The organism is Nocardia jiangxiensis NBRC 101359, assembly GCF_000308615.1.
Taxonomy (GTDB): Bacteria; Actinomycetota; Actinomycetes; order Mycobacteriales; family Mycobacteriaceae; genus Nocardia; species Nocardia jiangxiensis.
In genome coordinates this window covers 317115-341404 of the sequence record NZ_BAGB01000040.1, presented here as the reverse complement: position 1 = coordinate 341404, position 24290 = coordinate 317115, and the positions used below count along the sequence as shown (strand labels likewise).

Below are 24290 nucleotides of genomic sequence, written 5' to 3'. Positions count from 1 at the left end.
GCTATGACCAGCACCGATATTCAGGCCGCGGACGTCGTCGCGGCCAGGGTCGGCGAACTGACCGAGATCTTCGAGCGCGGGCTCCAGGAGAAGCTGGGGGTCGGCGCCTCGCTCGGTATCCGGCTCGAGGCCGCCGGGGCCGGATTCACCCGGTACTACCTGGACCCGAACCCGGCGACGATCAACGCGATGTTCACCGTGCACGGCGGGGTCTTGGCGACGCTGATGGACACCGCGATGGGCAGCGCGGTCTTCACCACCCTGGCCGACGGCGTGGCGTACACGACCTTGGAGCTGAAGGTGAATTTCATCCGCTCGGTCGCCCTGGACGGCAGCCGCCTGACCTGTGAGGCCACCGCCGTGCACGTCGGCCGCCGGACCGCGACCGCCCAGGGCCGGATCACCGATGTCAACGGCAAATTGATCGCGCACGGCTCCACCACCATTCTGGTGCTGCAGCCGCAGTAGTCCCGCCCGGATCGGCCCGGTCGCGCCGCAGCGACCGGGCCGATCGGGATCAGGCCAGCGAACGACAGCGGTCCAGGAACCGGACCAGTTCGTCCAGCGGTTCGGTGCGGGTGTCGACCGCCCGGTCGATGATCTTCACCAGATGCTCGTAGGCGGCGGTGTGGTCGTAGTCGGCGACGTCGGCGATCCGCAGCGCCCACCGCCAGTAGCCACGCATGCTGTCGGCCAACGGCATCCGGAATCCGGCGACCACCTCGCGGATCGGCTCCACGACCGCGTCGCCCTGCGTGCGCAGATAGCGGCCCACCACGTCGGCCATGAAACTGAAGTGCCGTGCCTCGTCACGTGTCAGTCGGGTCAGCACCGCGGCCAGCACCGGATCGCCCGAAACCTCGCGCAGCTGTTGGTAGTACATCTGCGTCGCCTTCTCCTGCACCAGCGCGTAGGCGAAGAACTGCACCGGATGCCGATACGGCAGATCGAACGGCTTGCGGCCCTCGACCGCGAGTTCGTCTCGGAGCGTGGATCGTTCGGCCATTCCGGCGGCCTGCTGATAGCGCGCCAGCGCCCGAGCGTGGGTGTCCTCCTCGACCGCCCAGCGCACCGTGAAGTGGTACAGCTCGCGATTGTGCACGAAGGTGTCCGCGTCGACGCTGTCGTCCACCGGGAAATACCGTTGATACACATCGAAATAGCCGGGCAGGTGGTCCTCGATGTAGGTGACGAACTGCACCGCCGAACGCTGCCCCTCGGTGAGCCGGCCGGCATCGGCGCGGGCCCAGTCGAAGGCGGTTTCCACGTCCCAGGCGCGGGCGGCCGGTGACGCGGCCAGGAAGCCGTCCACCGCCGTGGTCAGTTCGTCGGCGGGCAGCAGGATCGCCGCTGTGGGTATCGCGTGTGCCGGAAAGTCTCGGGTCATCGGAAATCCCTCCGGCTAACGAGCGTTGCGGCAGGTCAGCGCGTAATGCTTGGTGGTGTAACCCCATCCGGCATTGGCGATTTCGAGATAGCGCCGCAACGTGGCGGCCAGGCCCGGACCGTGCGCCTCGATCCGGTCCGCGGCGGCGTCCACATTGGCGATCCACGCGTCGATGGTGCGGCGGTAGTCCGCGGTCAGATCGTCGACGGCGATCACCGAGAATCCGGCGTTCTCCGCCGCGGCCACGAGTTCCGACAACGGGCGCAACTCACCGAACCCGAAGATGTCCGACCGGACGAACCGGGTGCCGTCGCGCTCGTCGAAAGCCCGACGCGCCGAGGCATTCCGGAAGCAGCTCTCCGAGACGTACAGCGTGCCACCGCGGCGCAGCACGCCGCGCGCCCGGCGGAAGACCGCATCCGGATCGGGCATGTGCACGATCGATCCGAGCAGCGTCACCGCGTCGAAACCCCGTGCGGGCAATTCGAGTTCCTCGAAATATCCGACGCGCGTGCGCACCCGATCGGTCAGCCCGCGGGCGGCGGCCTGCGCGGCGATGTACTCGTGCTGGCGCGGCGCTGGGCTGACCCCGAGCGTGTCGCAGTCGAATTCCGATGCCATGAACAGGATCAGCGCGCCCCAGCCGCAACCGACATCGAGCAGCCGCTCGCCACCCCGCAGGCCCAGCCGGTCCGCGACGAACCGCAATTTGTGCTGCTGCGCCTGCTCCAGAGTGTCATCCGGCCCGAGGTACCGCGCGGAACTGTACTTGCGCAACGGATCCAGGAATTCGCCGAAGATCTCCGGGTCCAGATCGTAATGCTGATTGGTGTCCGCGGTGACCGTCATGCCGCCTCCGCCCGCAGCGCCTTGTCCACCACGGTCACCACGTCGGCGAGGGTGGACATGCCGAAGACGTCGGAATCCTCGAGTTCGATGTCGTAGGCCCGCTCGATGCGGGCCACCATGCGCAGCACCCGCACCGAATCGACACCGGCCATCCCGCGCAGGTCGACATCGGGACGCAGTTCGGTGGCGGGGATGGCGGTCTCGGCGACCGCGATCTCGGTGACGGTCGACAGGATCTGCTCGCTGGTGGGCGCGGTCATGTGTGAACTCCGTTCCGGTGCAGGGTCTTCGAGCCGGACGGGGTGTCCGGCGCGAAATGTGTGTCGGGTGTGGACAGGGCGTGCTCGAGCCGGGCGACGTCGGCGTCGCCGAGGGTGAGCTGGTGCCGTACGTCGGCGAGGACGAACGGCCGATACACGGCGCTGGAGGAGGCACACAGTCCGTCTTCCTCGTCGAGGATGTCCGCGACCGCCCCGATCGTGCCGTCGTTGTCGGCGGAAAGTGTTGCGACACAGCGATAGTTGCGCTCGACGAGCAGCGGCGTGAGGAAGCGGGTGCGTTGGGAAACGGTGAAGGCCGGTACCCGCCGGGCCAGCACGATGAGATTGCCCATCACCTCGTCGCAGATCACCCCGATGAGCCCGCCGTGCACCACCCCGGGATAGGACTCGAAGCGGCGATCGAGCCGGAACCGCGCCTGCAGGCCGTCCGCGTGCCGGGTGAAACGCAGTCCCAGACCCGAGGAATTATGCGGTGAGCAGCCGAAGCAGTGGTAATCCGGCACCACCGACCAGGGCACGGTGACGGCGTCGGGCGGGGGAGTGCCGGTGTGGTCGGTCATCGGCTCAGGCGATCGCATCGGCCAGCGCCCGCCGCACCTTGGCATTGGAGGACAGATCCAGCCCGGTGATACCGGCGAAAGTACGGCGCACCTTGTCGTGCAGCACCTCGAGTTCACCGTCCTCGGCGATCTGCTCGAGGAACAGCTCGAACCCGGTGTCGATGGTCGCGTGGTCGCCGACCTCCGAGATACCGGATTTGAAGGTGCTCACCGGATGTTTGATCTTCGCCTCGGAGCTGTAGACGTACAGCGTCTCCAGCACCGAGGGCAGTTCCTCGGGGCGGCGAGCCAGGCGCTCGGTGGTGTAGTGGATGAATTCGCGGGCGTGCCCGGCCTCGTCGCGGCTGGCCTCGAGCAGCAGGCGCTGCAAGACCGGCTCCGCCACCCAGCGCGACATCGTGCGATAGACGTGGTTGACGGTGAGTTCGGAGATGATGTTGGTCGCCAGGGTCGCCGACGGCGTGGTGCCCGGGGCGTACGGCGCCCGCATGGCGTGTACCGCGCTGTCGTCGACGCTCTCCCCGAGCGCGGCCAGCCAGGCGCGAAAAGCATAGTGGTGCTGCACTTCCTGGAATCCCCACACCACCGCGAAGGTGGAGAAGTCGTAGTCGTCGACGAATTCGTCGAGGAAGCCGTGGACCGCGGCGATGACATTGGACTCGCCCATGGTGGCGCTCTTGGCCAGGGTCACGTACTCGGGCCGGACCAGCGTCGGATCGATGCTGCCCAGGTCCAGGTCGCCCAGCTTCCAGTGCAGGCGCTCGTAGTGGCGGAAGACGTCGTAGCTGTGCACAGGGGCTCCGGTTTCTCTACAGAAGGTGTTGCGCGGCAATACCGTCGGCGATCAGTTCACGAGCGGCCGATCGCTGGAGTTTGCCGCTGCTGGTGCGTGGGATGGTGCGCGGCGCGGCCAGGTACACCCGCACCGCGGCCAGGCCCAGGCGGGCGGCGATGCGAGCCTGGACGGCGGTGACGAGCTCGTCGGCGGCCGTATCGGTGTGGTCGGTCTCCACGATGAGAGCGATGGTGTCCGCATCGACCGGGTCGGTGGTGGCGGTGCACCGGCCCCGATGGATGCCGTCGAGGTCGCCGACGGCGGCCTCCACGTCCTGTGCGTAGAAGTTGACGCCGCGCACGGTGATCATGTCCTTGCTGCGGCCGGTGACGAACAGCTCCCCGGCGCGCAGGTAGCCGAGATCGCCGGTGTGCAGCCAGCCATCGGTGAACAATTCGGCCGTGCGCGCCGGATCGGCGGTCAGATAGCCCTCGGTCACCGGATCGCCGCTGATGAGGATTTCCCCGACCTCCCCGTCGGGGATCGCCACTCCCGAGTCCGGATCGACCACCCGCAGCCGGAGCCCGGCCACCGGCCGACCCACCCCGGCGACCGCGCGAGCGCCCGGCGTTCCCGGTGAAATCCGATGCGCCCAACCGGAATCGGACAATGTGCCGCGATCCACCCAGTCGAACAGCGGAACCCGGCCCAGCGGCGGGAAGGTGACCGCGAGCGTGGCCTCGGCCATCCCGTACACCGCGAACATCGCCGCCGGGTCGAAACCGGCCGGACCGAACCGCTCGCAGAACGCGGTCACCACGTCGTGGGAGATGGGTTCGGCGCCGTTGAAGGCGATGCGCCAGTGCCGCAGATCGTAATCGGCCACCCGCTCCGGCGGCACCGCGGCCAGCAGCGCCTCGTAACCGAAGTTCGGCATCGCCGTGATAGTCGTTCCGCTGGTTGCGAATTCGTGTAGCCAGCGCGCCGGATCCTTCACGAATGCGGTGGGCGACCAGATGTGGGCGGGAATGCCGCGCAGGATGGCCGACAGCGTGCCGAACAGGCCCATATCGTGGAACAGCGGCAGCCAGAAGCCGCCCTGATCGGACAGTCCGAGGTCGATGCCGGTGCGGATGGCGGCCAGTCCGGCCAGCACGTTGTGGTGGGTCAGTCGCACCCCCTTCGGGGCGGCGGTACTGCCCGAGGTGAACTGTACGACCGCCGGATCCTCCGGCCGCACCGGCGGCAGCTCGGCATCGGCGGTCTCGGCGAACAACGTCGCGGTGTCCAGGAATTCGACCGGAACCGCGGACAGCGCGGAGGTCATGGTCGCGAACTGCGGGGAGACCAGGACCGTCCGCATCCCCGCGGCGGCGACGATGGCAGCCAGTTTGTCCGGATAGGTCTGGAGTTGCCGGGTGCCGGCGGGCAGCGGCAGCGGAGTCGCGGCGGCCCCGGCGGCGGCGACCGCGAACAGGCCGATCAGGAATTCCGGCGCGTTGGGGCACAGGATGCCCACCGGTTCGCCGCGCCGCACACCGCGGTGCACCAGTGCCGCCGCCGCGTCGGTCGCCGTCCGGTGCAGTGTGGCGTAGTCCAGGGTCTGCGACAGCGACCAGAACCTGGCCGATACCTCGGGGTGGCGGGCGGCGATCGCGGCCAGCTGCTCCGGCAGGGTCCCTGCGGATATCGTCATGCGGCCAGCCCAGCAGCGCCGGGTTTCCGGGCCTTGAACGGGCTGTGAAATGCATGCGGTGATAAGCGTTGTCGATCGTCCAATTGCGTTGCCGGATATGGCCATTGGGCTATCAGCCGATAGGACCCGGTGATCGCCGCGGGGCGGGCGGCAGGCCGCGGCGAGGATGGTCGCCGACACGGTTGTTCCTCCCGCCTGTGCGGGACGGCGCTTTCGTTTCCCTCGGTGCCCGTTCGCTTTTCAGGAGTTGCCCAGGTGAGTTCCGACGAGACCACGGTGGCGGGGCCGACCCCGGCCCGGCCCGATTCACCGTCGCATCCGCACGCTGCGGATGCGACGGGCGAGGGTCATGCGATCGTGCTCGGCGCCGGGATCGCCGGACTGCTGGCGACCCGGGTCCTCGCCGACCGATTCGCGCGGGTGACGCTGGTCGAACGTGACGAATTCGCCGAAGACGGCGGGCAGACACCGGGCGGGACCGCGACCCGGCGCGGCGTTCCACAGGCCCGGCACCTGCACGGGCTGCTCGATCGCGGCCGCACGGCTATCGAACAGCTGTATCCCGGCTTCACCAGTGAGATGGCGCGGCGCGGGGCCAGCACCGCCGAGGTGCTGATCGGAACCCGTTGGTATGTAGCCGGATTGCGGGTCGCGACGGCCGAAACCGGGCTGACTTCGGTGATGGCCACCCGGCCGCTACTCGAAGCGGTGTTGCGCGAGCGGACCCTGACACTGCCGAACGTGCGGTTGCGGTCGCACACGACCGCGCACGGACTGGTCGGAACCGCGCACCGGGTGCGCGGCGTGGTCACTGTCACCGATAGCGAAAACCACACGCTAGCAGGCGATCTGGTCGTCGACACGACCGGACGCGGCTCGCGGGCGCCGGAATGGCTCACCCGGCTGGGCGCCCGCGCTCCGCAGGAGGAGCGGCTCGAGGTCGATCTCGGCTACACCTCCCGGTTCTATCGGCGCGATCCGGGCGAAGTGGGCGGCCCGGCCTCGATCATCATCTCCACCGGCGCGAACGGGCACGGCGGCGGCGCGATCCGGGTCGAGGACGACCGCTGGCACGTCACGCTGGCAGGCATGCTCGGTGATCATCCACCCACCGATCCGGCGGAGTTCGCGACCTTCGCCGCCGGTCTGGCCGGACCCGACATCCACGACATCGTCACCGGCTGTGAACCGCTCGGTGATCCGGTGCCGCACCGGTTTCGCCATTCGGTCCGGCGGCGTTTCGACCGCCAGCCGGTCGTCCCGCAGGGCTTCCTGGTCCTGGGCGACGCGTTGTGCAGCTTCAATCCGCTGTACGCGCAAGGGATGACGGTCGCCGCACAGCAGGCGCTGGCACTGCGCGACTGCCTGCACGTGCCCGACCGCGAACTCCCGGTCCGGTTCTATGCCGCCGCAGGGGCAGTGGTGTCGGCCGCCTGGGGGCTGGCCTCCTCGGCGGATCTGGCGCACCCCGGCGTGGTGGCCCCGCGTAACCTGCGCACCCGGTTCACCAATGCCTATGTCGCACGGGCGCAGCGCGCCGCGCACCTCGATCCGGAGGTGGCGCGCACGTTCCTGCGCGTGGCGAACCTCGTGGATCCGCCCGCGGCCCTGCTCAGTCCGCGCATCGCACGACGAATCCTATTGCACCGCAACCCATGACCGGCAGATCCGGCATCGGAGCCGGTCTGCCACCGATCAGGAGGGAATCCGAGATGGATCTGGCAGCACCGACCACCACCGTCGCCGGGGAGGATCCGGCGATCGCCACCGCAATCGAGCACCTGTTCGGCCCCGCCGGACGCGCCGACCCGTACACCCCGGGCCGGGTGCTGCGCGAGGCGGGCCCGCTGCACAACACCCCGTTGGGCCACAAGGTGATCACCCGTTACGAGGACTGCAGCGCGGTGCTGTCCACCACGGCGTGGAGTCACGCCGAGGAGGCGGGAATGATGCACCCCACCGTCTCCGCGCAGGATGCGGCGGAGGAGTTGCCGACCTCGTTCCTGTGGATGGAGCCGCCGGACCACACGCGGCTGCGCAACCTGGTCACCAAGGGGTTCACCCCGCGCATGGTGACCCGGCTGCGGCCCCGGATCACCGAGGTCACCGAACAGCTGGTCGACAACGCCCTGGCCGCAGGCGAATTCGATCTGGTCGACATGATCGCCTACCCGCTGCCGCTGACGATCGCCGCCGAGCTGATCGGTGTACCGCGGGAGGCGTACGCCCAGGTGCATCGCTGGTCGCAGGATCTGGCGCGCGGATTCGACCACGACTACACGCTGCCGCCCGAGGCGCTGCGTGCCCGGAGCGTCGCGGCCCGCGGCTTCATGGGCTACTTCCGGGAGCTGCTGGACGAGCGCCGCCGCCGCCCGGCCGACGATCTGCTCAGCGTGTTGTCGCAGGTGGAAGATCGCGGCGACGTGCTCACCGAACAGGAACTGCTCGCCACCTGCATCACCACCTTCGTCGCCGGTCACGAGACGACCGCGAATCTGGTCGGCACCGGCATGTTGCAGTTGCTGCGCAATCCCGATCAGCTGGAGCTGATGCGGCAGCGTCCGGAACTGACCGAGTACGCGCCCGACGAACTGCTGCGGCTGGAGCCGTCGGTGCAGGTCACCACCCGGGCCGCGACCCGGCCGATCACGGTGGCGGGCCACGAGTTCGAGACCGGCGAGGGCGTGGTGGTGCTGATCAATTCGGCCAATCGCGACGACGCCGCGTACACCGACCCGGACAAGGTCGATGTGGCGCGGTACTCCGATCCGATGCGTCCGGCGAAGAAGCATCTGGGCTTCAGCCTCGGCATCCACTACTGCCTCGGCGCACCGCTGGCGCTGCTGGAGATGGAAGTGCTGCTGGATGTGCTGCTGCGCCGGGTGAAGCAGCTCGAGGTGCTCACCGAGACGCCCTCGTACAAACCGAATGTGGTGATCCGCGGGCTGGAGTCGCTGCCCGTCCGGTTCACCGCGGCCTGATCGAGCCCGCCGGCCGGAGCCACCCGGCCCGGCCGGAACGGGCGGTCATTGCGAGTGCAGCGGCGAGCCTTCGGGCCGCACCCCGCGACCGTGCCACAGAATTCTCGCGACCGTCCCGGGACTCAGCAGCGTCTCGGGCGGGTCGACGAGATTGGCGACCCGCATGAATGCGCGCGCGACAATCGGATCGATGTGTGCCGCACGATGCGCACGTCCGATATACGAATTCAGCAGCCGGATTCGAGGCGTTCGCCGACCGACCACGCCCGGATGATTCAAATCGGCCCCGGTGGACATTCGCCATGCGACATCGACATGACGCGCGGCACCGGAATAGAACCGGCCCGGCAATTCCGCGACGCCTGCACGCAGGCATGCGCGCAGGGTGAGCGCCTGCTGCGCAGCCACGGTCATGCCCTGCGCGTAGAGCGGATTGAAACTGCACAGCGAATCGCCGAGCACGAGAAATCCCTCCGGATACGCCGGTAGGCGTTCGAAATACCTGCGGACCGAACCGCGAAAGCGATGTGGCACAGGATCACTCAATGGTTCGGCGTCGGTGACGATGCGGTGGATGTCGGGCACGGGAAGCGTCGCGGCGAATGCGGTGAACCCCTCGTGGTCGGTGGGTGGGTGATCCCCGAGCATCCCACCCAGGGTGACATGCCACCTGTCGCCCTCGACCACGATCGCCCCGCCGCCGCGACGACCGGCCATCGTCGAAACGACCACACCGAGTTGGCCGTCCAGGTGTTCGGGCCGGTGCCGGTAGGTGCGCGAGGAATAGCCCAGGTCGATGACCACGCTGTCCTGCTCGGGCACGTGCGCACCCACGGCCCGCAGCCACTCGGGTGCGCGCGACGCCCGCCCGGTGCAGTCGACCACCAGGTCGGCGGCCACGGCCTGCGCGTGGCCGCCGGACTCGCTCACCAGCACTCCGGTGATCCGGCCCGCCACGGCGACGAGGCCATGTGCGGCAACGCTTTCCCGGAACCTCACCTCCGGCAGCGCGGCCGCGCGCCGGCGCAATCCCCATTCCAGCAGTGGGCGGCTGGCGAGCAGCGTGACGAGTCCGGTCTCGGTCGGCGCGGCACGCAGCCCGCTGAGATACCACCGGGATCCGGCCAGCACCTCGGTGGTCGGTGCGCCGGCGGCCACGATCTCCTCGGTCAGTCCGGGACAGAGCGTTTCGATGACGGCGCGGCCCCCCTCCATCAGACCGTGCAGATGCCTGGCCTGCGGGACCCCTCGGCGCGGCTCGCTGCCTGCGAAGGTGTCGCGCTCGAGTACGGTGACGCGCGGGAAGTGTTCGGCGAGCACGATGGCGGCCAGCAATCCTGCGATACCTGCGCCCAGAACTACGGCATGCGGGGAATCGGAATTCACCCACCGAATCGTCGACCGACGGGATATCTCGGACAAACCCTATCGGCCGCATCCTATGGCGTCATCGAACTACACGATGACAGAAGGCAATTCGCGGGCCGTTCATGAATTCGCCACCGTACGGTGTTGAGCTGCGAAACGTGAATTCAGCGCAAACGTCCGCGGTCACGTCGCGTCCACCAGCAGGATTGTTCCTGCCCGACGGTCGGTGTCCGGCGTTGCCGCAGACGCGGATTCTGCGTGTTCCGACGCGCTCGCGGGCTGTCGAAGGGGCTGTGCGATGACCGGCATACTCGACCCGTTCTCCCCGGAACTCCGTGCCGACCCGGCACCGGCCTACCGGTCGTTGCGGGCAGCGGGCAGGCTGCACGAATTCCGGCCCGGCATCCATCTCGTGCCGCACTACGCCGACTGCGACGCGGTGTTCGGCGACCCGGCGTTCGGGCACGGCTACTTCTCCGGGATCAACCCGTTCCGGCCCGGTGTCGATCCGCGGACGCTGCCCGGCTCGTTCCTGTTGATGGACCCGCCCGAGCACACGCGACTGCGCGCCTCGGTGGCTCCGGCCTTCACCGCCCGCGCGATCGCCGCATTGCGCGAGCGGATCACCGAGACCGCCGCCGCACTGCTCGACCGCGCCGTCGAGGCCGGGGAGGTCGATTTCGTCACCGATGTCGCATACCCGTTGCCGCTCAACACGATCTGCACGATGCTCGGCGTTCCCACAGCCGATCACGCGCGGTTCGGTGTGTGGGCCGCCGCGATCAGCCGCGGCCTGGACCCGGACGCACTGCTGTCGGATGAAGAGAAGGATGCTCGCGTCGATGCGGTGGGAGCGTTCGCCGAATACTTCGCCGACCTCATCGAACGCCGCCGCGCCGAGCCGGGCGCGGATCTGCTGTCCACACTCGCGACCCGGACCGCGCTCGAGTTGCGCGAACTCGTCGACATGGCGGTACTCCTGCTCATCGCCGGGCACGAGACCACGATGAACCTCATCGCGACCGGCCTGCTGGCTCTCGCCCGCCATCCCGAGCAGCGTGAAATCCTCAGGGCCGAACCGGAATCCGCTCGGCACGCGGTGGAAGAGTTTCTCCGCTTCGACACCCCGGTCCCGTTCCCGACCCGCGTCACCCTGCGTGAGGTCGAGTTCGCGGGGTGTACGTTGCCGCGGGGGACAGGTCTGATCCTGCTCGTCGGTTCGGCCAACCGGGATCCGGCGGCGTTCACCGACCCCGACTCGCTCGATGTGCTCAGATTCGCGCCCGGCCACGGCACGCCACGCCATCTCGCCTTCAGTCACGGGCCGCACTTCTGTGTCGGTGCGCCATTGGCCAGGCTGCAAGGCGAGGTTCTGTTCACCGAACTCATGTGCCGCGCACCCGATTTCGAACTGCTCGACCCTGCGCCGTCGTTCCGGAACTCGGTCTCGATGCGTGGCCCGCTGTCCCTTCCGGTCCGACTGCGCGCCTGAATTGCCCGATTGTGGGACCGAATGCACATGTCGAAGCTGGGGCACAAGCAGCCGATAAGCAATTCCGATCCGCCGATCGGTAGAGGCGCACGGGGCCGGGGCGCGGCCCAACCAACGCTAATCTCGAAATCGTCCGGGAGACAACCGGATCCGGTATTCGCGAAGGTGTTGGATACAGATGACCACAGACCATGAGCCGGACCGTTCCCCGGAGTCCGGGGGCGAGACCGGAAAACCCGCGCCGCGCCGCAAGACGATCGACAGCCCGTATATCCACCGGTTGCAGCGCAGGCATTTTCTGCTGTTCGATGTGCTGCCGATATTCGGGATGGTCGGCGCGGTCGCTTTTCTGTTCGTGCGACCGTTCGGGATCGTCGAATTCGCGCTGCTGTTCGGGATGTGGGTGGTGACCGGGCTGGGAGTGACGGCCGGTTACCACCGCCTGTTCACGCACCGCACCTTCAAGGCCGCCCCGTGGGTGGCGTCGGTGCTGGCGGTCATGGGGTCGATGGCGGGTCAGGGTGCGGTGGTGTCCTGGGTGGCGCTGCACCGGCGGCACCACGAGTACAGCGACCGCCCGGGAGATCCGCATTCGCCCAACCTGTCCGGTGCGGGCTGGTCGGGACGGCTGCGCGGGCTGATGCACTCGCACTTCCTCTGGATGCGCCGACACGAGTACCCCAACGTCGTGCACTACGCGCCCGACCTGATCAAGGACCGGCGACTGGTCCGGGTGGCCCGGCTCTACTACTGGTGGGTGGGCCTGGGCCTGCTGATCCCCACCGTGCTGGGCGGACTGCTCACGATGAGCTGGACCGGCGCGGTCGCCGGTCTGCTGTGGGGCGGATTCGCGCGCATGTTCCTGCTCGAGCACACCGTCTGGGCGATCAACTCTTTCCTGCACATGTTCGGCACTCGCGCCTACGAATCGCGGGAGAACAGCCACAACGGCGGCATCTTCGCCTTGCTGACCTTCGGGGAATCCTGGCACAACAATCACCACGCCTTTCCCACCTCGCCGTCCTTCGGACTGCATTGGTACCGCCTCGATCCGGGGTACTGGCTCATCAAGACCTTGGCGCTGCTCGGGCTCGCCTGGGATCTCGAGCTGCCCTCCGACGAACGCATGGCGGCCAAACGACTCTCCGGAAAATCCACCGTCGGCGGCAATGCCGCAGCAGCGTAAGGAAATACCATCGTGGATACCAGTAAGGACGCCATCGTCGCCTGGTGCCAGGAGTACCTGGCCGATCTGCTCGAGGTGCCCGCGCGGACCATCGACCCGGCCGCGGACTTCGACCGGCTCGGTGTCGACTCGGCGCTGGCCGTCGCCCTGCTGATCGAGGTCGAGGATCGCTACGGGATCGACCTGTCGCCCGAGGACCTCTACGAGCACCCCAACCTGAACGCCGTTGCCACCTATCTGCACGAGCAGAGCGCCCGGAGCGTGGCCTAGCCATGGTCGCCTCGACCGGCGCCGACCGGGCGACCGCCGCGGCGGCCGCGATCCGGCACCACTACGACGTCGGCAACGACTTCTACCGGCTCTGGCTGGATCCCACCCTCAGCTACTCCTGCGCGCTGCGCAAGCATCCCGACGACACCCTCGAGATCGCCCAGCAGCGCAAACTCCGACACCACCTCGACGCGATCGATGCCTACCGGGCCGGCGCCGTGCTCGATATCGGGTGTGGCTGGGGAGCGATCCTGCGGGAACTGTCGCAACGACACCGGGTGGACCGCTCGGTCGGTCTCACGCTGAGCCCGGAGCAAGCGGACTACGTTCGCGCGCAGGAGCTTCCGGGCGTCGAGGTGCGCACCGAGAACTGGCTGCACTACGAGCCGGACACCAGCTTCGACGGTATCGTCTCGATCGGCGCCTTCGAGCACTTCGCCCGCCCGGACGATTCCGATGCCGCGAAGATCCGGGTCTACCGCGACTTCTTCACCCGCTGCCGGGACTGGCTGACCGATTCCGGGACGTTGTCGCTGCAGACCATCGCCTACGGCAACATGTCTCGCGAGCAGGCCAGCAGCTTCATTCAGCAGGAGATCTTCCCGGACGCCGACCTGCCGACACCGGCGCAGATCCTCGCCGCCGCCGAGGGCATCTTCGAGATCCGCTCGATGAGCAACGGCCGGTCGGACTACGCGTGGACCTGCGCACAATGGGCTGCGCGGTTGCGGGAAAACCGCACGCGGGCAACGGAACTGGTCGGTGCCGAGACGGTGGACCGGTATCGGCGCTATCTGGCGCAGTCGGCGCTCGGGTTCCGGATGGGCAAGATCGCACTGTACCGGATCGTCCTGCAGCCATATACGGGCAAGTATTTCGCCGATCGCGCGGGGCAGCCGCGATGACCGTCTCGCCCGGCCGGGTCCGATTCAATCCGTTCGGCGCAGAGTTCCGCCGCGATCCGTATCCGATGTATCGGCAACTGCGCGAGGCGCATCCGGTGCACCGGACGCTGGGTATGTGGGTTTTGACCCGGCACGCCGACGTGCGCGCGGTGCTGCACGACCGTTCGTTCAGCGCGAGCCTGATCCCGCGGCTGGTGGACGAACAGGCCGCGCGGCTCGGGCAGGGCGAGGTGGACCGGATCGGCCGGTTGGGCCGCAAATCCCTGGTCTTCACCGACAATCCGGACCATGCGCGTCTGCGCGGACTTGTCAACCGCGTGTTCACCGCCCGCGCGGTGGCCGAACTGCGGCCGCAGGTGAGTGCGGTCACCGCGCGGCTGATGGAACCGGCCTGGGCCGCTGGGCAGTTCGACGTGATCGCGGATCTGGCTGCGCCGCTGCCGATCACGGTGCTGTGCGAATGGATGGCGCTGCCGACGGAGCTGCGCGCGCAGGTAGGACCCTGGACCCACGACATCCGATTCCTGCTCGAGCCGGGCATGATGAAAGCGGCCGATTTCGCGCGGGTGCGCGAGGTCGTGGAACTGTTCGCCGCCGCGTTGTCGGAGGTGATCGCCGAACGTCGTCTGCGGCCCGGCGACGACCTGATCAGCCGTCTGCTGGCCGCGCACACCGCGGGCGGGGACCGGCTCGCCGACGAGGAACTGATCTTCGTCTGCATCATGTGCTTCGTCGCCGGTAACGAGACCACGAAATCACTGATCGGCAATGGCCTGCTCGCACTGCTGCGGCATCCCGCCCAGGACGCGCTGCTGCGGGCACGCCCGGAACTGGTGGACGCCGCGGTCACCGAGGCGCTGCGCTACGACTGCCCCCTGCAACTGACCAAACGACTGGCCACCCGCGACGTCGAGATCGGCGGGCAGCTGCTGCGTGCCGGTGATCAGGTGCTGGTATGCCTGGGCGCGGCCAATCGCGATCCCGAATCGTTCGACCGGCCCGACGAATTCGACCTCACCCGGGATGCGAGCGGTCACCTGGCCTTCGGTCACGGCATGCACGGCTGCCTGGGCGGCCTGCTGGCCGAACTACAGGCGCAGGTGGCGTTCGAATTCCTGTACCGGCATTCGGCGAGCATGGCGCTGCTGAGCGACGAATGGCACTGGCAGGACCACAGTTTCATCGTGCGCGGGCTGACCGGGTTGCCGGTGACGCTGCGGAGGGCGGCATGACCACCGCGCGATCCTGGTTGCGCTACGAACCTACCGACGCAGCGCTGCGACTGCTGTTCGTTCCGCACGCGGGCGCCGGAGCGTCCTCGTTCAACCGCTGGCTCGGCCTGATCCCCGCCGAAATCGGCGCGGTCCGTGTACAACTGCCGGGCCGCGAGGACGCCGCGGGGCAACCGCCGCTGCGCCGGGTGCAGGACGCGGTGGCGGGCCTGCTACCCCAACTGGCCGCGCTCGGGGATGCCGAACTGGCGCTCTACGGCCACAGCATGGGCGCGTTGGTGGCCTTCGAGCTGGCCCGGGCATTGACCGCGGCGGGTACGCCGCCGCGGCACCTGTTCGTCTCCGGCCGCCGGGCGCCGCAACTGGCCGCGAGCCGTCCGCCCATTCACGACCTGATCGACGACGCGTTCGCCGCGGCTCTGGCCGATTTGGGCGCCTGGGGCGCAGCCGCCCGCAGCGCGGTCTTCCTGCGCTACGCGTTACCGCTGACCCGGGCGGATCTGGAGTTGTCCGAGGAGTACCGGTACGGCCGCGAGCCTCGGCTGGACTGCACGGTCACGGCCTTCTACGGCACCGGCGATCCCGTGGTCGAGGCCCGCGAACTCGCGGCCTGGCAGGAGTTGACCGACGGCCGGTTCACCATCCACGAGTTCTCCGGCGACCACCTGTTCCACCAGCAGCACCGCACCGCGATCGCGGCGATCATCACCGAATCGCTGAGCCGGGCGCGGCGCGCAGACGACCTCGAGGAGGCAGCGCCGTGACTTCCGACGTGGTGAGCACCGACAGTGAGCTGCTCTCCGACATCCTGGCCCGGCGCGCGAGCCAGGAGCCCGACCGCACCGCCTACGTCTTCCTGGACGAGAACGGCACGGAGAGTACCGTTCTGAGCTACCGGGACCTGCACCGCCGTGCGCTGGCGGTGGCCGCCGAACTGGGCGCTCGATGCTCGCGCGGCGACCGCGCACTCCTGATCTTCCCGCAATGCCCCGAATTCCTCGTCGCCTACTTCGGCTGCCTGTACGCGGGAATCGTGGCAGTACCGCTGAATCCACCGCGCCGCAACGGTATTCCGGAGGCGACGCGATCCATCGTGCGGGACTGCCGCCCGACCGCGGTACTCACCCTCGGGGCCGGAGTCGACCTGTTGCGCGCACAACCCGAGGCGTGGTGCCCGGCGGTGCACTGGATCGGCGTGGACCTGCTGCCTGCGGTCGACACTGGTCCGATCGTTGCCGCACAACCGGATTCGATCGCGTTCCTGCAATACACCTCGGGGTCGACCGCCACGCCCAAGGGCGTGATGGTCACGCACCGCAATCTGATCGCCAACGAGGAGATGATCCGCCGCTCCTTCGGCCACGACCGTGATTCGACGCTGGTCGGCTGGGCGCCGTTCTTCCACGATCAGGGCCTGATCGGCAATGCGCTGCAACCGCTGTACGTCGGGGCGACCGGAGTGCAGATGGCCCCGACCACGTTCATCCGGCGACCGCTCCTGTGGCTCTCCGCGATCTCCCGATATCGCGGACACACCAGCGGCGGACCGAATTTCGCCTTCGACGCCTGCGTCGCGCGCCTGGCCGCGGGCGCCGAACCGGAACCCGGCCTGGATCTGAGCAGCTGGCAGGTCGCCTTCAACGGCGCCGAACCGATCCGCGCGCAGACCCTGAGCCGATTCGCGGAAGCCTTCGCCCCGTACGGATTCCGGGCCGAGGCCCTGTATCCCTGCTACGGCCTGGCGGAGGCCACCCTGCTGGCCGCCGGCAGTGTGAAGGGCCGCGGTGCGCGTACCCTCGAGGTCGATCCCGACGCGCTCGCGCAACGGCGCTACGCCCCGGCGGGGGAGCGGTCCCGCACGCTGGTCGCCTCGGGGCGCGCGCCGCGCGGGGAAGTGCTGCGCATCGTGGACCCGGAGACCGGGCAGGTCTGCCCGCCGGATCGGGTCGGGGAGATATGGGTGTCAGGAGACAATGTCGCACAAGGGTATTGGGAACGCGAGGAGGCCACCGCGGAAACCTTCCGCGCCCGCTGCGCCAACGATCCCGGCCGCGATTTCCTCCGCACCGGAGATCTGGGCCTGCTGCTGGACGAGGAACTGTACGTGGTGGGGCGGCTCAAGGACGTCGTGATCATCCGCGGCCGCAATATCTATCCGCAGGACATCGAACTCACCGTGCAGGCCGCACATCCCGCCCTGCGGCCCGGCGGATGCGCCGCCTTCGCGGTGCCCGGCACCGAGACCGACCGGCTGGTGGTGGTCCAGGAACTGCGGCGCGAGCACGTCGAGGACGCCGAACCCGCCGATGTGCTGGGCGCGATCCGAGCCGCGGTACTGCGCGAACACGAACTCTCGCTCGGCGATCTGGTACTGACACTGCCGAGCCGGTTGCCGAAGACCAGCAGCGGGAAGATCATGCGAGCGGCGGCGCGCCGCCACTATCTGGCGGCCGAATTCGAGATCTGGCCGCAGCAGCAGGAATCCACCGAATCGCAGCGAAGGGCCATCATCGTGCAGACCTGGGAAGCGCTCGATCCGGATTTCGAGCAGACGGTGCGAGCGGTGGTGCTCAGCATGCCCGCCGCCCGGCATCTCGGATTCGACTTCGGCGAGATCGCGCCCGGCCGCGTCGAGATCGTGCAACCGCATCGCCCGGAACTGACCCAGCACGACGGGTACTTCCAAGGCGGAGTGCTCGGCTCGCTGGCGGATTTCGCGGCCGGTTCCGCGGCCGGAACTCTGCTGCGGCCCGGCTGGGTGAATATGACCATCGACTACACCGTGAAGATCCTCGCACCAGCCAAGGGGGCGACGGTTGTGGCCCGCGGTCGGGTGGTCAATCCCGGTGCGCTGCTGACGGTCGCGGCGGCGGAGGTCTTCTCCGTCGAACCGGAGGGCGAAATTCTCTGCGCCACAGCACTTGTCACCATGCGGAACGTGAAACTGGCCACACCCTGACCCGGGAGCTGTCATGACCGAGGCATTCGTGTTCGATCCGTTCGCCGCCGACTTCACCGCCGATCCCTATCCGCACTACGCCCGGTTGCGCGTCGAGAGTCCCGCGCACGAACACCCCCTCGGTTTCTGGCTGGTGTCCCGGTACGCGGATGTGCTTGCGCTGCAACGCTCGACCACCCAGTCGGTGGACGAACGGCACCTCACCCGCCTCCCGGCCTGGAAGAGTGACAGCGCCCGGCTCGGCAAGGCGAACCGCATCATGGGCGGGCTGTCCATGCTGGATCAGGATCCGCCCGACCACACCCGCCTGCGGCGATTGGTCGCCAAGGCTTTCACGCCCCGGTCGGTGGACGCCCTGCAACTGCGGGTGGCCGCACACGTGGCCGACGCGCTGGACCGGATCGCGGCGGCCGGACAGGCGGATATCGTTGCGGAACTGGCCTTTCCGCTGCCGTTCACAATCATCTCCGAACTGCTGGGTATCCCGGTGCTGGAGAGCGCCCGGCTGCGCGAGCTGACCGCGGTCCTGGTCCTCGCGCTGGAACCGCTCGCCGATCCGGCCCTGCAGACCAGGATCCGGGCCGCCGATGCCGAGTTGCGCGCGATGGTAGCCGATCTGGTCTGCTGGAAACGCGACAATCCCGGTGACGACGTGCTCACCGCGCTCATCACCGCCGAGCACGAGGGCGATGTGCTCGGCGAGGACGAACTGGTGGCGCAGGTTATGCTGCTCTACATCGCCGGACACGAGACGACGGTGAACCACCTCGCCGCAGGCATCCTGGCACTGCTGCAGCACCCCGCCCAGGCTCGTCGGCTGCGCGAGGACCCGGAACTGAGCGCGAACGCGGTGGAGGAACTGCTGCGCTACGACACTCCGGTGCACCTCATGCGGCGGGTCACGGTGACTCCGGTGCGCGTGTGCGACACCGAGATTCCGGCCGGAGCCTGGGTGGTGGCCTGTCTGGCGGCGGCCAATCGCGACCCCGAGTTCTGGGGCGCGGACGCGGACCTGCTGCGCCTGGACCGGCCCGAGGCTCCCCGCGGCGTGACCTTCGGCGCGGGCATCCACCACTGTCTCGGCGCGGCGCTGGTCCGGATGCAGGCACGAATCGTGTTCCCGCTCTTCGTTTCCCGCTTCCCATCCGCCGAAGTGGACGAAGTGCGCTGGAACGGCCGGATCAATGTGCGCGGACCGGCGCTGCTGTCGGTGACGGTGTAAGTCGCCGCGGGATGCCGCGGACGGGAAACGAGGAGATCATGCCCATCATGGCCATCGACGACATGTCGATCGCGTACACCGACACCGGCGTCCCGCCCGGCCGTCCGGACGCCGCGACGATCGTCTTCGGACACGGATTGTTGTTCGGCGGCTGGATGTTCGGGCCGCAGATCGAGGCCCTGCGCGAACAGTACCGATGCGTGAGCATCGATTGGCGAGGCCAGGGCGACACCCCGGCCACCGCCGACGGCTACGACATGGACACCCTCACCGACGACGCGCAGGCAATGATCCGCGCACTGAACCTGGAGCCGGTGCACTGGGTGGGCTTGTCGATGGGCGGTTTCGTCGGGTTGCGACTCGCCGCCCGCCACGGCGTGCTGCTGCGCTCGCTGACTCTGCTGGACACCAGCGCCGGGCCTGAGGAGGCGGCGAAGATCGGTGAATACAGGCGCCTCGCCCGCGCGCTGCAATGGTTCGGTGTGCGGCCGATCCGCGGACTGATCGCACCGCATCTGTTCGGCCCGTCCATGCGTGCGGACCGGTCGCGCAAACCCGTGATCGACGAGTGGGCCGCACGACTGGCCCGATGCGATCGTGCCGGTGTGCGCCGCGCCGTGCTCGGAGTGGCCGATCGCGCGTCGGTCGAGGACGAGATAGCCACGATCACGATGCCCACCCTGGTCGCGGTCGGCGCCGACGACCGCGCCACTCCGCCCGACCGCTCCCGGCGCATCGCCGATCTGATCCCCGGCGCGCAGTGCCATCTCATCCCCGACTGCGGGCACACCAGCACGCTGGAACAGCCCGCGGCGGTGACTGCCATGCTGACCCGCTTCCTGCACTCCGTGGACCTGGACGAATTCGTCTGACGGGCATCTGAACCCATAATACATACGGTCGTATGTATGCTTTGTTCTGTCGGGTGTTGCCCCCGACAGGACGAGCTACCAAGGGATGACCATGGACAGTGACCGGATGTTCGAGCTGGCCCAGGCTTTGGCAGTGGCCAAGAGCAGGCAGGATCTGCCCGCATCACTGCGACTGCTGCACCCGGACATGGTGTTGCGGAGTCCGGCGTTCGGGACCACGGCTCGCGGTCCGGCGGAGAACGCGCGGGCTCTGGCGCGGTTCTTTGCGTCCTTTCCGGATTATCAGGTCGAGCTCGCAGGTCACGCAGACGACGGCGAGACGCTCGTCTGCTGGGGCACGGCTCGAATGACCATGACCGGCAACAGATTCGGCGTCACCCCGAATGGCGTGCGGGCCGAGCTGCCGGTGTTCATCACCTTCACCTTCGCCGACGACCTGATCGCCGGCGAACAGTTCTTCTTCGACCTTTCCGTTCTATGTGCCCAGTCCGGGGTGTCCACCGACGCGGTGCGGCACACCCTGTTCGGCGCCACCGAGCTGGAAGGAGTCCGGGGATGAGCATCGAAACGCGCATCAAGTCCGTCGAAACAATCAGGACCGCAGCACTTTTCGACATCGTCGTGGACCTGAAGGCGCCAGTGGAATTCGGCGACGGCCCGCTGGGGCGACGTGTGCTCTACGGTGCGGCGGGCGGATCCTTCGAGGGTCCGCGCCTGCGGGGTGAGGTGGTCGCAGGCGGCGGTGACTGGGCGCTGTTCCGCCCCGACGGCACGATGCTTCTCGATGTGCGTCTGACGTTGCGCACGGACGACGGCGAGCTCGTGCACATGACCTATCAGGGCCGCTGGGTGATCCCTGCGGACGTCCGTGCCGAGATGTCCGACCCGGCCACCCGGCACCGGATAGACCCTGCGCGGTACTACTTCCGCACGAATCCGCTGTTCGAAACCGGATCCACCCGCTACGCCTGGCTCGACGACGTCGTCGCGGTCGGCACGGGATACCTGGTGGACGGTGGCGTCGCCTACCACGTCGAGCACGTGCTGTGAGGAGTTCGCGATGACCGAACACGCACCGCCCCAACCGGACTCGAACAGTGATCGGCGTCGGCTGCGGGGAGCGCGGTCTCGGCAGATCATCACTCGGCACGCGGTCGACGTCGCATCGCTGGACGGCCTCGGCTGGCTCAGCTTCGGACGTCTCGCCGATGACCTGGAGATCAGCAAAGCGGGAATCCAGACACTGTTCGGCACCAAGCAGAATCTGCAGTTGAGTACGGTCGACACCGCGCGCACGGTGTTCATCGACGCGGTCATCCGCCCGGCACAGCGAGCGTCGGAGGGGGCACCGCGGCTGCGTGCTCTGCTCGAACACTGGATCGCGTACGTCGCAGAACCACTCTTTCCCGGCGGTTGCTTCTGGAACGCCAATCTGCCGGAGTTCGACAGCCGCCCCGGACCGGTTCGCGACGCACTGATGCGACAACGCCGCGCCTGGCTCGACATCCTGGCCGGACAAATCGAACGCGCCGCCGCGGCCTACCCACCTCCGGGGATCGACGTCGGCCTGACCGTCTTCCAGCTCGACGCCGCCCTCAACGCCACCAACACTGCCCTACGGCTCGACGAATCCGACAGCGTCGAGAAACTACGCCGTGTGATCGACGGTCTCCTGCCGCCGAACCCTATGTCCGAGAACGGATGGTGATCGCCTCGATCCTTTCAGGTCCAGCAGGTGCTCGAAGACGAAGACGCGGGCGGCAGCGAAGTGTGCGACGCCGTGGGGGTCGGCAGCTGCTGGGGCGACGGCCGGGGTGGTGACAGCCGGGGAGGTGATCACGGATTGCTCTGTCCGGCAGTGTCTTTCGGGACGAATGGGCGGTGATGAACCAGTTCGGTTGCGCCGCCGCATTGCCGGCGGCTGGTCGTATGGTCACCTGCCGAGGCGAGCCAGCAACCGGGACAATGGCCCCTGACTCGCTTCGGGGACCAGCCAATCCGCCATGGCTGCCACCACCGCCGGATCGACATGCTGTGGTGCCTGCAAATCTGCTGGGCGCGAGGGTCCGCTTCCAGGGAAGAACATGTGGTCGTCGGCGGGGAAGACCCGAACGGATACGTTGGGCTTCGCGTCCAGTCCCGCCCGCCACCTGGCCAGGTCGTCTGCCTCGGTGACCTGATAGTCACGACCGCCTTGCAACACGAGGATCGGCCGGTCCAGGGCCGCGGCGGTGGCTACCTGATCGAACTCGCGCAGGTCCAGCCAGTAGGAGGCGGGCCAGCCGAACAGCAGTTCCGCGCTGGGGGTTTCGGGTGACAGGTCCGGATCCTCGGTGCGTGCGATCGTCTCGGCGGTGCCCGCGAGTGTTGCCGACGTATCCGCAGCCGGGCCTGGCCCGGCGACATAGTCGAATATGCGCGCCGCGGCGCGGGGGAGCGGGACCGCATCCGCGGCCATCATCACCACGCCCGCGATCGAAGGTTCGGCGGCGGCGACACGGACCGCGGCCTTACCGCCGCCGCTCTGGCCGGCGACGAAGACCCGTGCGGGGTCGACTCCGGGCTGCTGCTGCAACAGCCGCACGGCGGCAATCGCATTCGGCAGATACTCCTGGACCATGGTGAAACCGGGTTCATGCTGCATGCGGGTGTGCACATGGGTCACCTTGTCGAACCGCACCACCGCGATACCGCGGCCGGCCAGGCCCCACGCGAGGTCCTTGAATGGCTTGTTCGGCCCCCAGGTCACATCGCGATCGTTGGCCCCGGAAGGGATCAGCACCACCCCCGGCCGACCGCGACCACCCCGGGGCATGGTCAGCGTGCCCGGGACCGTGAGCGGTCCGCACTCCAGGGTGATCTCCTGTTCGGTGAACCGGCGTGGCGTCGCGTAAGGCGGTGGCGTCCAGTCCGATTCGGTCGCCGGCGCGAGCCGCAGGCCGTGCAGCCGACCGGCCGCGTCGACTCCGAGCCGTACCTCGAGCCCGCCGTTCTCGCAGTGCATCGGCACGACTGCTCGGGTGAGCCGGTCATCCAGTGGCGTGGTGGTCACTTCGCCGAGGGTGCGTATCGGGCCGGTCTTCGCGGTCTCCGCAGCCCACCCGGTCCGGACGGTGTCAGCGGACACCGCAGCCGCCAGCGCAGGTGCGAACAGTTCCACGAGGTCGTCGAAGCGTCCCTCGCGCAGCATCTCCACCACGGTCGTCGCCACGGCTGCCGGGTCTGTCCGCATGTCCATAACTCCAACCTTTCTCGTTGTATGAGAACGGTATCAGGATATGAGAACATTGAGAAGTGGATGCTCTCGAACTGGTCGCACATCCTGCTCGGATGCGAATCGTGCACGCGTTGCGCGGTGGTCGCACCCTGACCACCGCCGAGCTGTGCGCCCTGCTGCCCGGGGTGTCGAAGGCGATGGTGTACCGGCACGTCGAGGCACTGGCCGCGGCGGAAATCCTGGAGGTCGCACAGGAGCGGCGGGTGCGCGGCGCGGTCGAACGGCACTATCGGCTGCGTGCGGAACGGGCGGTGATCGGAGCCGAGGAGGTCGCCAAGGCGACGGTCGATGATCATCGCCGGGTCTTCGTCACCGCGATGGCTGTGCTGACTTCAGAGTTCATGTCCTATCTCGACCATGAGAATGCCGATCCGGCAGAGGATCTCGTGGGCTACCGGCAGCATGCGCTGTGGCTGGACCACGAGGAGCTCGAACAGCTCATCCTGGACTTGCGCCGCGTCATCGTGCCCCGCATGGAGAACGAGCCGGCCCCGGGGCGAGGGCGATATCTGCTCAGCCCCATCCTGTTTCCGGTCGAGGACGCGCCGGACCGAACCTAGCCGATCCGATCGGTATCGGACTACGCGAAGCGGGCGATGGCGCGGGCGAGTGCCGCACCCATGGCGGGGCTGCCGGTGTGGCCGGAATCGTCGATGACGTGCAGGCGCGCGTCCGGCCAGACTTTCGCGAGTTCCCAGATGCTGCGTCCGCAACCGCGCTGGTCGAACTGCACGATCCGGAAGACGTTCGGATCGAACGACTTCCGCGGCCCCGGGCTGCTCCCGCTGCCCGGCCCGCCGTGCACCACCAGCGCCGGGCGTCCCGCGGGGTTGTCGCTGGTACACCAGTACACCTGGTTTCCCTCGCCGACCTCGAGCAGACCGTCGGCGTACGGGGCGATCGGGGGAATAGACGTCGGCACGGTGCCGAGGTCAGCGGAGGAGGTACGCGGCGTCGACGATAACGTCAACGCGCAGA

General features: G+C 68.3%; 25 protein-coding genes. 16 read left to right on the top strand and 9 right to left on the bottom strand.

Going from position 1 to position 24290, the window contains the following annotated elements:
• Positions 1-3 precede the first annotated feature (3 nt).
• Entirely contained in the window at positions 4-468 is a 465-nt protein-coding gene (locus tag ON40_RS14040; protein ID WP_040822375.1) for a PaaI family thioesterase, read from the top strand.
• 49 nt (positions 469-517) lie between these two features.
• On the opposite strand, the gene ON40_RS14035 is transcribed toward ON40_RS14040, so the two are convergent.
• The 6 genes from ON40_RS14035 to ON40_RS14010 are packed head-to-tail and all read right to left on the bottom strand — an operon-like array spanning position 518 to position 5548.
• Positions 518-1387, bottom strand: coding sequence for an acyl-ACP desaturase (locus tag ON40_RS14035; protein WP_051193080.1), 870 nt, complete (start codon positions 1385-1387; stop codon positions 518-520).
• A gap of 15 nt (positions 1388-1402) precedes the next feature.
• Positions 1403-2236: an SAM-dependent methyltransferase gene (locus ON40_RS14030; protein ID WP_040822372.1), complete on the bottom strand. Its 834-nt coding sequence runs from the start codon at positions 2234-2236 to the stop codon at positions 1403-1405.
• Positions 2233-2496 carry an acyl carrier protein gene (locus ON40_RS14025; RefSeq protein ID WP_040822370.1) on the bottom strand — a complete coding sequence of 88 codons (264 nt, stop codon included), beginning with the start codon at positions 2494-2496 and terminating at the stop codon, positions 2233-2235. The genes ON40_RS14030 and ON40_RS14025 overlap by 4 nt, the downstream gene beginning before the upstream one ends.
• Entirely contained in the window at positions 2493-3077 is a 585-nt protein-coding gene (locus ON40_RS14020; RefSeq protein WP_051193079.1) for a PaaI family thioesterase, read from the bottom strand. Before ON40_RS14020 ends, ON40_RS14025 begins: the two co-directional genes overlap by 4 nt.
• 4 nt (positions 3078-3081) lie before the next feature.
• Positions 3082-3870, bottom strand: coding sequence for a ferritin-like domain-containing protein (locus tag ON40_RS14015; RefSeq protein ID WP_040822367.1), 789 nt, complete (start codon positions 3868-3870; stop codon positions 3082-3084).
• A 16-nt stretch (positions 3871-3886) separates the two neighbouring features.
• Positions 3887-5548 carry an AMP-binding protein gene (locus ON40_RS14010; RefSeq protein ID WP_040822365.1) on the bottom strand — a complete coding sequence of 554 codons (1662 nt, stop codon included), beginning with the start codon at positions 5546-5548 and terminating at the stop codon, positions 3887-3889.
• Between the two features lie 255 nt (positions 5549-5803).
• On the opposite strand from ON40_RS14010, the gene ON40_RS14005 reads away from it, so the two are divergent.
• Positions 5804-7207, top strand: coding sequence for an NAD(P)/FAD-dependent oxidoreductase (locus ON40_RS14005; protein WP_245567793.1), 1404 nt, complete (start codon positions 5804-5806; stop codon positions 7205-7207).
• A 53-nt stretch (positions 7208-7260) separates the two neighbouring features.
• On the top strand, positions 7261-8529 hold the full coding sequence (locus tag ON40_RS14000; RefSeq protein WP_040822663.1) for a cytochrome P450: 1269 nt from the start codon (positions 7261-7263) through the stop codon (positions 8527-8529).
• Between the two features lie 45 nt (positions 8530-8574).
• Here the strand turns inward: ON40_RS14000 and ON40_RS13995 are convergent, their stop codons facing one another.
• Positions 8575-9915, bottom strand: coding sequence for an NAD(P)/FAD-dependent oxidoreductase (locus tag ON40_RS13995; protein WP_040822661.1), 1341 nt, complete (start codon positions 9913-9915; stop codon positions 8575-8577).
• A 280-nt stretch (positions 9916-10195) separates the two neighbouring features.
• Between ON40_RS13995 and ON40_RS13990 the strand changes: the two genes are divergently transcribed.
• From ON40_RS13990 to ON40_RS13935, 12 genes are all read left to right on the top strand, one after another.
• Complete coding sequence (locus tag ON40_RS13990) at positions 10196-11389, top strand: cytochrome P450 (protein WP_040822362.1); 1194 nt, start codon at positions 10196-10198, stop codon at positions 11387-11389.
• Between the two features lie 178 nt (positions 11390-11567).
• A complete protein-coding gene (locus ON40_RS13985) occupies positions 11568-12575 on the top strand; it encodes an acyl-CoA desaturase (RefSeq protein WP_040822360.1) in 1008 nt (335 codons plus the stop codon).
• A 12-nt stretch (positions 12576-12587) separates the two neighbouring features.
• Positions 12588-12845 (top strand): acyl carrier protein, encoded by a 258-nt coding sequence (locus tag ON40_RS13980; RefSeq protein WP_040822357.1) that lies wholly within the window; start codon positions 12588-12590, stop codon positions 12843-12845.
• Between the two features lie 2 nt (positions 12846-12847).
• A complete protein-coding gene (locus tag ON40_RS13975) occupies positions 12848-13750 on the top strand; it encodes an SAM-dependent methyltransferase (protein ID WP_040822355.1) in 903 nt (300 codons plus the stop codon).
• Positions 13747-14982 carry a cytochrome P450 gene (locus ON40_RS13970; protein ID WP_040822353.1) on the top strand — a complete coding sequence of 412 codons (1236 nt, stop codon included), beginning with the start codon at positions 13747-13749 and terminating at the stop codon, positions 14980-14982. Before ON40_RS13975 ends, ON40_RS13970 begins: the two co-directional genes overlap by 4 nt.
• On the top strand, positions 14979-15746 hold the full coding sequence (locus tag ON40_RS13965) for a thioesterase II family protein (protein WP_218008783.1): 768 nt from the start codon (positions 14979-14981) through the stop codon (positions 15744-15746). Before ON40_RS13970 ends, ON40_RS13965 begins: the two co-directional genes overlap by 4 nt.
• Positions 15743-17941 (top strand): AMP-binding protein, encoded by a 2199-nt coding sequence (locus ON40_RS13960; RefSeq protein WP_063712995.1) that lies wholly within the window; start codon positions 15743-15745, stop codon positions 17939-17941. Before ON40_RS13965 ends, ON40_RS13960 begins: the two co-directional genes overlap by 4 nt.
• Before the next feature lie 13 nt (positions 17942-17954).
• Positions 17955-19163: a cytochrome P450 gene (locus ON40_RS13955; RefSeq protein WP_040822351.1), complete on the top strand. Its 1209-nt coding sequence runs from the start codon at positions 17955-17957 to the stop codon at positions 19161-19163.
• A 38-nt stretch (positions 19164-19201) separates the two neighbouring features.
• A complete protein-coding gene (locus ON40_RS13950; RefSeq protein ID WP_040822657.1) occupies positions 19202-20035 on the top strand; it encodes an alpha/beta fold hydrolase in 834 nt (277 codons plus the stop codon).
• A gap of 85 nt (positions 20036-20120) precedes the next feature.
• A complete protein-coding gene (locus ON40_RS13945) occupies positions 20121-20594 on the top strand; it encodes an ester cyclase (RefSeq protein WP_218008782.1) in 474 nt (157 codons plus the stop codon).
• Entirely contained in the window at positions 20591-21085 is a 495-nt protein-coding gene (locus ON40_RS13940) for a DUF3237 domain-containing protein (protein ID WP_040822348.1), read from the top strand. Before ON40_RS13945 ends, ON40_RS13940 begins: the two co-directional genes overlap by 4 nt.
• 10 nt (positions 21086-21095) lie before the next feature.
• Positions 21096-21743 carry a TetR/AcrR family transcriptional regulator gene (locus tag ON40_RS13935; protein WP_040822347.1) on the top strand — a complete coding sequence of 216 codons (648 nt, stop codon included), beginning with the start codon at positions 21096-21098 and terminating at the stop codon, positions 21741-21743.
• Positions 21744-21968: 225 nt separating this feature from the next.
• Here the strand turns inward: ON40_RS13935 and ON40_RS13930 are convergent, their stop codons facing one another.
• On the bottom strand, positions 21969-23273 hold the full coding sequence (locus tag ON40_RS13930; protein WP_040822345.1) for an alpha/beta hydrolase: 1305 nt from the start codon (positions 23271-23273) through the stop codon (positions 21969-21971).
• Between the two features lie 56 nt (positions 23274-23329).
• On the opposite strand from ON40_RS13930, the gene ON40_RS13925 reads away from it, so the two are divergent.
• A complete protein-coding gene (locus tag ON40_RS13925; protein ID WP_040822342.1) occupies positions 23330-23872 on the top strand; it encodes a helix-turn-helix domain-containing protein in 543 nt (180 codons plus the stop codon).
• A 20-nt stretch (positions 23873-23892) separates the two neighbouring features.
• On the opposite strand, the gene ON40_RS55765 is transcribed toward ON40_RS13925, so the two are convergent.
• Entirely contained in the window at positions 23893-24282 is a 390-nt protein-coding gene (locus tag ON40_RS55765) for an alpha/beta hydrolase (protein WP_174435032.1), read from the bottom strand.
• Between the last annotated feature and the right edge of the window lie 8 nt (positions 24283-24290).

What these genes read in the sequence shown, in the direction of transcription:
- ON40_RS14040 (WP_040822375.1), top strand. Translation starts at nt 4, where the DNA reads ATGACCAGCACCGATATTCAGGCCGCGGACGTCGTCGCGGCCAGGGTC.
- ON40_RS14035 (WP_051193080.1), bottom strand. Translation starts at nt 1,387, where the DNA reads ATGACCCGAGACTTTCCGGCACACGCGATACCCACAGCGGCGATCCTG.
- ON40_RS14030 (WP_040822372.1), bottom strand. Translation starts at nt 2,236, where the DNA reads ATGACGGTCACCGCGGACACCAATCAGCATTACGATCTGGACCCGGAG.
- ON40_RS14025 (WP_040822370.1), bottom strand. Translation starts at nt 2,496, where the DNA reads ATGACCGCGCCCACCAGCGAGCAGATCCTGTCGACCGTCACCGAGATC.
- ON40_RS14020 (WP_051193079.1), bottom strand. Translation starts at nt 3,077, where the DNA reads ATGACCGACCACACCGGCACTCCCCCGCCCGACGCCGTCACCGTGCCC.
- ON40_RS14010 (WP_040822365.1), bottom strand. Translation starts at nt 5,548, where the DNA reads ATGACGATATCCGCAGGGACCCTGCCGGAGCAGCTGGCCGCGATCGCC.
- ON40_RS14000 (WP_040822663.1), top strand. Translation starts at nt 7,261, where the DNA reads ATGGATCTGGCAGCACCGACCACCACCGTCGCCGGGGAGGATCCGGCG.
- ON40_RS13990 (WP_040822362.1), top strand. Translation starts at nt 10,196, where the DNA reads ATGACCGGCATACTCGACCCGTTCTCCCCGGAACTCCGTGCCGACCCG.
- ON40_RS13985 (WP_040822360.1), top strand. Translation starts at nt 11,568, where the DNA reads ATGACCACAGACCATGAGCCGGACCGTTCCCCGGAGTCCGGGGGCGAG.
- ON40_RS13975 (WP_040822355.1), top strand. Translation starts at nt 12,848, where the DNA reads ATGGTCGCCTCGACCGGCGCCGACCGGGCGACCGCCGCGGCGGCCGCG.
- ON40_RS13970 (WP_040822353.1), top strand. Translation starts at nt 13,747, where the DNA reads ATGACCGTCTCGCCCGGCCGGGTCCGATTCAATCCGTTCGGCGCAGAG.
- ON40_RS13965 (WP_218008783.1), top strand. Translation starts at nt 14,979, where the DNA reads ATGACCACCGCGCGATCCTGGTTGCGCTACGAACCTACCGACGCAGCG.
- ON40_RS13955 (WP_040822351.1), top strand. Translation starts at nt 17,955, where the DNA reads ATGACCGAGGCATTCGTGTTCGATCCGTTCGCCGCCGACTTCACCGCC.
- ON40_RS13950 (WP_040822657.1), top strand. Translation starts at nt 19,202, where the DNA reads ATGCCCATCATGGCCATCGACGACATGTCGATCGCGTACACCGACACC.
- ON40_RS13945 (WP_218008782.1), top strand. Translation starts at nt 20,121, where the DNA reads ATGACCATGGACAGTGACCGGATGTTCGAGCTGGCCCAGGCTTTGGCA.
- ON40_RS13940 (WP_040822348.1), top strand. Translation starts at nt 20,591, where the DNA reads ATGAGCATCGAAACGCGCATCAAGTCCGTCGAAACAATCAGGACCGCA.
- ON40_RS13935 (WP_040822347.1), top strand. Translation starts at nt 21,096, where the DNA reads ATGACCGAACACGCACCGCCCCAACCGGACTCGAACAGTGATCGGCGT.
- ON40_RS13930 (WP_040822345.1), bottom strand. Translation starts at nt 23,273, where the DNA reads ATGGACATGCGGACAGACCCGGCAGCCGTGGCGACGACCGTGGTGGAG.